This is a genomic window from Streptomyces sp. WAC06614 (assembly GCF_003949795.1).
Classification (GTDB): domain Bacteria; phylum Actinomycetota; class Actinomycetes; order Streptomycetales; family Streptomycetaceae; genus Streptomyces.
Genome location: NZ_RPRY01000345.1, coordinates 1 through 6,980 on the forward strand (window position 1 = coordinate 1; position 6,980 = coordinate 6,980).

A 6,980-nucleotide genomic window follows, 5' to 3' on the forward strand; every position below is an offset into this window, starting at 1 on the left:
GGGGAACCGGGCCGCCACCGTACTGGGACATGAACTGCTCCTGTTCTGCCGGGAGGCGTGGGCGGGGCGTGCCGTACGTCCGAAGGACGCGTCATGAACACCTCATGGTTTCACGGGCCGCTGACACCGAAGCGCTTGCGGACCGGTTCCATGCCGTCCCGGCGGACCCCGGCCCCCACCCAGCTGAGGCTCGCCTCGCAGGGCTCCCCGTCGGCCCGGCGCAGGGTGATCGTGACGGGCTCGTCGGCCAGGGGGAGCGGCTTGGGCAACGGGGCCTTCGCGTCCATCGGTTCCAGGCCGTCGGGTCGCTGGACGAAGGAGACCGGGGGGTGCTCGCCCAGTTGCAGCGTCACCTCGATCCGGGACCCGGGGCAGCCGTGGGAGCTGACGCCGCCGTTCCACTGCGCGACGGCGGCGCCGTCGGTCTCGTCCAGCTCCGTCACCGTCCGGCGGGACCCGCCCGGCGGCAGGTGCCAGGTCCAGGTCGTGGCGTTGGTCGCGCAGGCGCTCTCGCAGAAGTCGACGTTCACCTGCGGCCGGTCCCCGGAGCGGTACCGCAGGTCCTCGCCGATCCCGTTGCCGAGGCTGATGGCGCCCGTGAGGACGAGCCAGACCAGCGCCACCAGGGTCTGGGCGGCCGTGGGCAGGGCCGGCAGCAGCAGCTTCCAGCCCGCGGCGGTGCGCCGGCCGCTGTACACCGACCGGCTGGACGGCCTGGTGGACCCGCTGAGCTGCTCCTGGACCCGTAGGTGGCGGAACTGGTGGGCCGCTCCGGTCTGCCGCAGCACGCCCAGGCCGTGTGCCGTGTCGACGAACGTCCAGAACCGCCAGGGCAGCCGCCGGGTGAGGCTGAGCCAGCCCCGCGACACATGGTACGAGCCCCAGGCCGAGCTGACGAGCGTGGCGAACGCGGCGGCCGCGCCGACGAACAGGCTGAAGCCGAGGACCGGTCGGCGCGGTGCCTCGTCCAGCACCGTGCTGAGCCAGCCGCCGACGGCGGCCCCCGTCAGCGCCCCCACCAGCAGGGCCGACAGCCAGGCGAGCGCGGCGTACTGGCGCAGCACGCCGCGCGGTCCGCGCACGACGTCCTCCGTGACGTGCACGTGCTGCTGCCGCTCGCGGACCCACAGGTGGACGAAGAAGCCCGTGGTCCCGGTCAGGAGTCCGGCGAACACCCCCTTCCAGGCGCCGAACAGCAGGGTGAGGAACCAGCCGTACGAGCAGCCGAACGCGAGGGCCACGACCACCGCGGTGACCGGGGAGTCGATCTGCCACCAGGCGAACTCATGGGTGCCGTCCCGCCCCATCTGCCGGGCGAGGGTGGTCAGGTAGCGCCGGGCCCGGTCCGCGCGGAAGCGCCGGGCGGCGGGCGGGGCGAAGGTCGCGGGGAGGTACTGCGCCAGCAGGTGGGACTCGATCTTCGCCCGGTCCCCGGCCAGGTCCTCGGTCAGGAGCTCGGCGGGGTCGGTCGCCGGCGACCGGTACGCGGTGCGGGCCAGGTGCAGCATCAGCGGGGAGGACAAGGTGGCGGCCAGGGCCGTGCCGGGCCGCTCGCGCAGCTCGGCGTAGAGGGGGTCCCAGCGGGTCTCGCCGGCCACCGCCGACCGGCGCAGGTACGCGATCGCCTCGTCCGGGGTGAGGGAGTCCAGCTCCACGCACGCGGCCTTGGTGAGGTGCCGGCCCTGCTCCCTGACGGCCGTCCGGTACTCCTGGACCCGGCAGGTGACCAGCAGCGGCCGGCCGTCGGCGACCGCCGCGTCGATCTCCGCGACGGCGCGGGCGTGGAGGTCCGGCGGCAGTTCGTCCAGGCCGTCGAGGACGGGCATCACCTGGTTCTCGTCGAACAGGGCGCGGGCCCGGTCGGGTCCGAGGCCCAGCTCGCGCACGTACCGGACCATCCACGCGCGCAGGGGGACCGTGGGCCGCCAGGAGGACAGCGGCATCAGCACCGGGACCTCGTCGCCCGGCCGCCAGCGCTTGAGCAGGTTCCAGGCCAGCAACAGGGCGAGGACGCTCTTGCCGGAGCCGGGCTCGCCCAGCACCACGAGCTGGTGCCGGGGCAGCTTGCGCAGGAACTCCGGCACCTGGGTCACGTCGCCGTGCAGGACGGACCAGTCCTCGATGCCGAGCGCCTCCAGCGAGGGCTGCACGGGCTGTCCGGACGGTGACCAGCGCACCGGGATGGGGTCGGGGTGCTCCAGCTGCAGGCGCGCGATCTCGTCCTGGAGCCGGGTCCGTACGGTGGTGCGCAGCTCGCGTGCGGCGCGGTCGGTGTCGACGGGCTCCTCGCCGCCCGGGAAGAAATACTGTTTCTGGATCACCTTCCTCGCCCGGACGTCCCTGATCTCCTGGTGTCCGTAGCTGCCGTCCATGCGCCGTCCCCCGGTGGCGGTCGTGGCCGCGGCGGTCGCACCGGTGCGGCCGGGGCCGCCATGCTACGGAGGACGGGGCGGGTCGGTCAGAGGATTGCGACAGGAGCCACCGGGGTGCCGGTGCCGCCGACGAACGGTTCCGGCATGGCCGACAGCAGGAAGCTGTACCGCCGGGCTTCTCCACAGGCTGTGGACAAAGTTTCGAGGTTCCAGTTCTGGCCCTGGTGCATGCCCATCTCGACCAGGTCCAGTGCGTGCACGGGCAGCCACAGGTTCTCGATCTCGGGCGGGAAGATCTCGAAGGTGAGCGTGTCGTTGGCGACCGCCGCCACGTCGCGGGCGTGGAACCACTCCGGCGTGCGGACGGACAGGCCGGGCGAGGGGAACCCGTAGCCGTGCTTGTCGCCGGCCAGGTAGACCTGGACCTGTCCGGTGCGCACCAGGACGATGTCGCCGGCCCGGACGGTGACCCGGCCGAACTCCTCGGCCTGCGCGAGGTCCTCCGGGGTGACCGCGTGCCCGCCCGGCAGCCGGTCCAGGCCCTTGGCCGCCGCCACGTCCAGCAGCACCCCGCGGGAGACGATCGGGCCGGCCTTGTCGATGCCGCTGTACTGCGCCCGGGTGTGCGGCGTGATGGTCGAGGCGGGGCGGCCGTTGTAGATCCTGCCGGAGTGGGAGACGTGGGTGAGGGCGTCCCAGTGGGTGGCCGCCTGCAGGCCCATGGTCACCGCGTCGTCGCTGCACGCCACCGTGCCCGGGCCGAAGATCTCCTGGTTGACCTGCACCATCGTGTGCAGCGGGTTGATCCGGCCCGGGATCATCCCGGCCTGCACCCCGTCCTCCTTCAGCGGCAGCGCCAGCGGGACCCGGCGGCCGGTGCGGATCTCGGCCGCGGCGGCCCGGACCACCTCGTCCGTGACCAGGTTCAGCGTGCCGATCTCGTCGTCGGCGCCCCAGCGGCCCCAGTTGTTGACGCGCTTGGCGATGTCGTGGAACTCGGGGGGCAGCGACATGGGTCTCATCAGCTCCTTGCGGTTCGGGGGCTTGTGCACGGCCGTCGCACTGCCCATAAAATCTAACGGTCCGTCAGAAAACCCGGGAAGGGGCGGGACGTGGGGAACTTCTTGGCAGGCAAGGTCGTCGCGGTCACCGGCGCCGGCCGCGGCATCGGCCGGGCCGTCGCGCTGGGCGCCGCGGCCGAGGGCGCCAAGGTCGTCGTCAACGACTACGGCGTCTCGATCGAGGGCGGCGAGCCCACCAGCGAGATCGCCGAGGGCGTGGTCAAGGAGATCGTGGCGGCCGGCGGCGAGGCCGTCGCGGTGGCCGACGACATCTCCACCATGGCCGGCGGCGAGCGCGTGGTCACCACCGCCGTGGACCGCTACGGGCGGCTCGACGGCGTCGTCTGCGTGGCCGGCATCCTGCGCGAGCGGATGCTCTTCAACATGACCGAGGAGGAGTGGGACCCGGTCGTCGCCACCCACCTCAAGGGCACCTTCACCGTCTTCCGGGCCGCCGCCGCCGTCATGCGCAAGCAGGGATCCGGCACCCTGATCGGCTTCACCAGCGGCAACCATCAGGGCTCGGTCGCCCAGGCCAACTACTCCGCGGCCAAGGGCGGCATCATCTCCCTGGTCCGCTCCGCCGCCCTCGGCCTGCACAAGTACGGGGTCACGGCCAATGCCGTCGCCCCGGTCGCCCGTACCCGGATGTCCGCCAACGTGCCCATGGAGCTCAAGGAGATCGGCGAGCCCGAGGACGTGGCCGCGCTGGTCACCTACCTGCTCAGCGACCGCGCCCGCAACGAGGCCGTCACCGGGCAGGTCTACACCATCGCCGGCCCCAAGATCGCCGTCTGGGCCCAGCCGCGCGAGCTGCGCGCCGGGTACGCCGACGGCTCCTGGACCCCGGAGAAGATCGCCGACTTCCTGCCCGGGACCGTGGGCACCGACCCGATGCCCATGCTGGCCCAGCTGGAGGCCATGGCGAAGGCGGCGGCCGCCAAGGACCGCCCCAACGCGTAGGGGGCCCGGTGGACTTCGGGTTCGGCGCACAGGACGAGGAGTTCCGGCAGCAGGCCCGCGCCTGGCTGGCCGAGCGGCTGACCGGCGCAGGCCCGTACGCCGGCGCCGTAGGACTCGGCGGGCCCGGCAGCGAGCACGAGGGCGAGGCCGCACGCCGGGAGTGGGAACGCGAACTGGGCCGGGCCGGGTGGATCGGACTGGGCTGGCAGGCGCCCGGGGGCGCGTACGGGCAGCGGCGCGTGAGCCCGGTCCAGCAGGTGGTGTGGGCCGAGGAGTACGCCCGCCTGCGCGCCCCCGCCCGGGTCGGCCACATCGGCGAGAACCTCCTGGCCCCCACCCTCCTCGCGTACGGCACCCAGGAGCAGCGCGACCGCTTCCTGCCGGCGGTCGCCCGCGGCGAGGAGCTGTGGTGCCAGGGCTACAGCGAGCCGGGCGCCGGTTCGGACCTGGCCGGGGTGCGGACCACGGCCCGGCGCACGGTGTCCGGCACCTACCGGGTGACCGGCCAGAAGATCTGGACCTCCCTGGCCCGGGAGGCCGACTGGTGCTTCGTCCTGGCCCGCACCGAGCCGGGGTCGACCCGGCACCGCGGGCTGTCCTTCCTGCTCGTCCCCATGGCCCAGCCGGGCCGGATCGAGGTCCGGCCGATCCGGCAGCTTTCGGGGACCAGCGAGTTCAACGAGGTGTTCCTCGACGGGGCCGTGGCCGAGGAGGTCGTCGGCGGCGAGGGCAACGGCTGGACCGTCGCCATGGGGCTGCTCGCCCTGGAACGAGGGGTGTCCACCCTGGTCCAGCAGATCGGCTTCGCGGCCGAACTGGAACGGGTGGTCGCCGACCACGCGGCCCGCTGCGGCCCCGCCCCCGACCCGGTGCTGCGCGACCGCCTCGTGCGCCAGTGGGCCGAGTTGCGCACCATGCGGTGGAACGCCCTGCGCACCCTCGGCGGCGGCCCCGACGACCCGGGCGCGCCCAGCGTGGCCAAGCTGCTGTGGGGCGGCTGGCACCGGCGCCTCGGTGAACTCGCCGTGGCCGTCCGCGGCGCGGCGGCGACCGTGGGCCCGGACGACTGGACGGCCGACGACCCGTACGCGCTGGACGAGACCCAGCGGCTGTTCCTCTTCACCCGCGCCGACACGATCTACGGCGGCTCGGACGAGATCCAGCGCAACATCATCGCCGAGCGGGTGCTCGGCCTGCCGAAGGAGCCCAGGTGAGAGGCGTCGTGTTCGACGGCAAGCAGGCCCAGGTGGTCGACGATCTGGAGATCCGCGACCCCGGTCCCGGGGAGGTGCTGGTCGCGATCGCGGCGGCCGGGCTGTGTCACAGCGACCTGTCGGTGATCGACGGGACCATCCCGTTCCCGCCGCCGGTGGTGCTGGGCCACGAGGGGGCGGGCGTGGTGGAGGCGGTGGGCACGGGCGTGACCCACGTGGTGCCGGGCGACCACGTGTCCCTGTCCACCCTGGCCAACTGCGGCGCCTGCGCCGACTGCGACCGGGGCCGGCCGACGATGTGCCGCAAGGCCATCGGCATGCCCGCCCAGCCGTTCTCCCGCGCGGGCACGCCGCTGTACCAGTTCGCGTCGAACTCGGCCTTCGCGGAACGAACGATCGTGAAGGCCGTCCAGGCGGTGAAGATCCCCTCCGACATCCCCTTCACCTCCGCGGCCCTGATCGGCTGCGGCGTCCTGACCGGTGTGGGCGCGGTGCTCAACCGGGCCCGGGTGGACCACGGCGAGACGGTCGTGGTCATCGGCACCGGCGGCATCGGCCTCAACGTCCTCCAGGGCGCCCGCCTGGCCGGCGCCTCGGTGATCGTGGCGGTGGACGCCAACCCGGCGAAGGAGGCGGTGGCCCGCCGTTTCGGCGCCACGCACTTCGTGAACGCCGCGGCCACGCCGGACACCGTCGCCGCGGTGAAGAAGATCCTCCCCACCGGGGCGGACCACGCCTTCGAATGCGTGGGCAACGTCCGTCTGATCCGCCAAGCCGTGGACCTGCTGGACCGCCACGGCCAGGCGATCCTCCTGGGCGTCCCCGGCTTCACGGAGGAAGCGGCCTTCCAGGTCTCCTCGATGTACCTGGACAAATCCATCCTGGGCTGCCGCTACGGCTCCTCCCGCCCCCAACGCGACATAGCCCTCTACGCCCAGCTCTACCGCGAGAGCCGCCTCCTCCTGGACGAACTGGTCACACAGACCTACCCGGTGGAGTCCTTCCCGGAGGCACTCGAAGCCGCCGAACAGGGCCGCGTGGCCCGAGCAGTCCTGACCTTCTGACGGGCCGGCCCCTTCGCCCGACCGGCCCGCGGCACGACCCCTCGTGCCCGGGTCGGCATTCGGTCGATCGTCGACCGGTCGTGATCGGCCCCCGGCGTGGCCGGGGAGGGGGTCAGTCGGCGAGGCGGGTGAAGTGGCCCTTGTGGAAGAGGAGGGGGGTGCCTTCGTCGGTGGCGCCCAGGGCTTCCACTCGGCCCACCACGATCAGGTGGTCGCCCCCCGTGTGGACGGCGTGGATGCGGCAGTCGATCCAGGCCGGTACGTCGGCCAGGCGGGGGGAGCCCGTCGCGGGGGACGGGGTGTGGG

6 protein-coding genes are annotated in these 6,980 nt (G+C 73.3%); 3 read left to right on the top strand and 3 right to left on the bottom strand.

Going from position 1 to position 6,980, the window contains the following annotated elements; translation table 11 throughout:
* Positions 1–110 precede the first annotated feature (110 nt).
* Together EF918_RS30160 and EF918_RS30165 are read right to left on the bottom strand one after the other, a co-directional pair.
* Positions 111–2,372, bottom strand: coding sequence for an NACHT domain-containing NTPase (locus EF918_RS30160; protein WP_125652107.1), 2,262 nt, complete (start codon positions 2,370–2,372; stop codon positions 111–113).
* An 86-nt stretch (positions 2,373–2,458) separates the two neighbouring features.
* Positions 2,459–3,385 (bottom strand): cyclase family protein, encoded by a 927-nt coding sequence (locus EF918_RS30165; RefSeq protein ID WP_125652108.1) that lies wholly within the window; start codon positions 3,383–3,385, stop codon positions 2,459–2,461.
* 99 nt (positions 3,386–3,484) lie between these two features.
* On the opposite strand from EF918_RS30165, the gene EF918_RS30170 reads away from it, so the two are divergent.
* From EF918_RS30170 to EF918_RS30180, 3 genes are read left to right on the top strand one after another with little or no spacing between them, the layout of a single operon-like run.
* Positions 3,485–4,396: an SDR family oxidoreductase gene (locus tag EF918_RS30170; protein WP_125652109.1), complete on the top strand. Its 912-nt coding sequence runs from the start codon at positions 3,485–3,487 to the stop codon at positions 4,394–4,396.
* Positions 4,397–4,404: 8 nt separating this feature from the next.
* Complete coding sequence (locus EF918_RS30175; RefSeq protein WP_125652110.1) at positions 4,405–5,610, top strand: acyl-CoA dehydrogenase family protein; 1,206 nt, start codon at positions 4,405–4,407, stop codon at positions 5,608–5,610.
* The gene (locus EF918_RS30180; RefSeq protein ID WP_125652111.1) at positions 5,607–6,674 is read left to right on the top strand and encodes a Zn-dependent alcohol dehydrogenase; all 1,068 of its coding nucleotides are present in this window, start codon (positions 5,607–5,609) and stop codon (positions 6,672–6,674) included. The genes EF918_RS30175 and EF918_RS30180 overlap by 4 nt, the downstream gene beginning before the upstream one ends.
* A gap of 112 nt (positions 6,675–6,786) precedes the next feature.
* Here the strand turns inward: EF918_RS30180 and EF918_RS30185 are convergent.
* On the bottom strand, positions 6,787–6,980 hold a 194-nt coding region (locus tag EF918_RS30185), incomplete at its 5' end, for a flavin reductase family protein (RefSeq protein WP_148141280.1).

Bases quoted from the DNA above. Each gene is read 5' to 3' on its own strand.
- EF918_RS30160 (WP_125652107.1), bottom strand. From the start codon at position 2,372: ATGGACGGCAGCTACGGACACCAGGAGATCAGGGACGTCCGGGCGAGG.
- EF918_RS30165 (WP_125652108.1), bottom strand. From the start codon at position 3,385: ATGTCGCTGCCCCCCGAGTTCCACGACATCGCCAAGCGCGTCAACAAC.